This is a genomic window from Shewanella sp. 2_MG-2023 (genome assembly GCF_030548905.1).
Classification (GTDB): domain Bacteria; phylum Pseudomonadota; class Gammaproteobacteria; order Enterobacterales; family Shewanellaceae; genus Shewanella; species Shewanella electrodiphila.
Genome location: NZ_JAUOSO010000040.1, coordinates 1 through 2,552, shown reverse-complemented (window position 1 = coordinate 2,552; position 2,552 = coordinate 1). Strand labels below are relative to the sequence as shown.

At 52.0% G+C, this 2,552-nt stretch carries 1 protein-coding gene; it reads left to right on the top strand.

Annotation, left to right across the window (positions count from 1 at the left end):
• On the top strand, positions 1–2,552 hold a 2,552-nt coding region (locus tag Q4600_RS21050), incomplete at both ends, for a beta strand repeat-containing protein (RefSeq protein WP_368502424.1).

The window sequence follows — 2,552 nt, the reverse complement described above, 5'->3', positions numbered from 1 at the left end:
GGCGTGGATATTTCAGGCCTTGTTGATGGCGACATCACTGTTGACGCCTCAGCAGTCGACCAAAACGGTCAAACCGTTACTGATGCTGACACTGACAACATGGACGCGACTGCGGGCTCTATCGACGTTGCATTAGTGATTAATGACGGCGCAGAAACAGCTGACATTTCTGGTAGCACCACCGATGTCGCGCCAAACAGCACAGTCACCCTAACGCTCACCGATAGCGCCGGCACAGTCCAAGTCATCACTGGCGTCACTGTTGATGCCAATGGCGATTACAGTATTGATGGCGTAGACATTTCAGGCTTAGTTGATGGCGACATCACTGTTGATGCATCAGCAGTCGATCAAAACGGTCAAACCGTTACTGATGCTGACACCGACAACATGGATGCCACTGCGGGCTCTATCGACGTTGCATTAGTGATTAATGACGGCGCAGAAACAGCTGACATTTCTGGTAGCACCACCGATGTGGCGCCAAACAGCACAGTCACCCTAACGCTGACTGATAGCGCTGGCACAGTGCAAGTCATCACTGGCGTCACTGTTGATGCCAATGGCGATTACAGCATTGATGGCGTGGATATTTCAGGCCTTGTTGATGGCGACATCACTGTTGACGCCTCAGCAGTCGACCAAAACGGTCAAACCGTCACGGATGCTGACACCGACAACATGGATGCCACTGCGGGCTCTATCGACGTTGCATTAGTGATTAATGACGGCGCAGAAACAGCTGACATTTCTGGTAGCACCACCGATGTCGCGCCAAACTCAACCGTCACCCTAACCCTTACCGATAGCGCCGGCACAGTGCAGGTCATCACTGGCGTCACTGTTGATGCCAATGGCGATTACAGCATTGATGGCGTGGATATTTCAGGCTTAGTTGATGGAGACATCACTGTAGATGCTCAAGCAGTCGATCAAAACGGTCAAACCGTTACTGATGCTGACACTGACAACATGGACGCGACTGCGGGCTCTATCGACGTTGCATTAGTGATTAATGACGGCGCAGAAACAGCTGACATTTCTGGTAGCACCACCGATGTCGCGCCAAACAGCACAGTCACCCTAACGCTCACCGATAGCGCCGGCACAGTCCAAGTCATCACTGGCGTCACTGTTGATGCCAATGGCGACTACAGCATTGATGGCGTGGATATTTCAGGCTTAGTTGATGGTGACATCACTGTTGATGCTCAAGCTGTCGACCAAAACGGTCAAACCGTGACGGATGCTGACACCGACAACATGGACGCCACCGCGGGCTCAATTGATGTGGCGCTGACCATCAATGATGGCGCAGAAACCGCTGACATTTCTGGTACCACTACCGATGTGGCGCCAAACAGCACAGTCACGCTAACCCTGACTGATAGCGCCGGCACAGTCCAAGTCATCACTGGCGTCACCGTTGATGCCAATGGCGATTACAGCATTGATGGCGTGGATATTTCAGGCTTAGTTGATGGTGACATCACTGTAGATGCATCAGCTGTCGACCAAAACGGTCAAACCGTGACGGATGCTGACACCGACAACATGGATGCGACTGCGGGTTCAATTGATGTAGCCCTCACCATTAATGATGGCGCAGAAACGGCTGACATTTCAGGTACCACTACTGATGTGGCGCCAAACTCAACCGTCACCCTAACGCTCACCGATAGCGCTGGCACAGTCCAAATCATCACTGGCGTGACCGTTGATGCCAATGGCGATTACAGCATTGATGGCGTAGACATTTCAGGCTTAGTTGATGGTGACATCACTGTTGATGCTCAAGCTGTCGACCAAAACGGTCAAACCGTGACTGACGCTGACACTGACAACATGGATGCGACACCAGGCTCAATTGATGTGGCGCTGACCATCAATGATGGCGCTGAAACCGCTGACATTTCTGGTACCACTACCGATGTGGCGCCAAACAGCACAGTCACGCTAACCCTGACTGATAGCGCCGGCACAGTCCAAGTCATCACTGGCGTCACTGTAGATGCCAATGGCGATTACAGCATTGATGGCGTGGATATTTCAGGCCTTGTTGATGGCGACATCACCGTTGATGCATCAGCGGTCGATCAAAACGGTCAAACCGTCACCGATGCTGACACCGACAACATGGATGCGACTGCCGGCTCTATCGACGTTGCATTAGTAATTAATGATGGCGCAGAGACAGCCGACATTTCAGGTAGCACCACTGATGTCGCGCCAAACAGCACAGTCACCCTAACCCTTACCGATAGCGCTGGCACAGTGCAAATCATCACTGGCGTCACTGTAGATGCCAATGGCGATTACAACATTGATGGCGTGGATATTTCTGGCTTAGTTGATGGTGACATCACTGTTGATGCTCAAGCAGTCGACCAAAACGGTCAAACCGTTACTGATGCTGACACCGACAACATGGACGCCACCGCGGGCTCTATCGACGTTGCATTAGTAATCAATGATGGCGCAGAAACTGCTGACATTTCAGGTACAACCACTGATGTCGCGCCAAACTCAACCGTCACCCTAACGCTCACCGA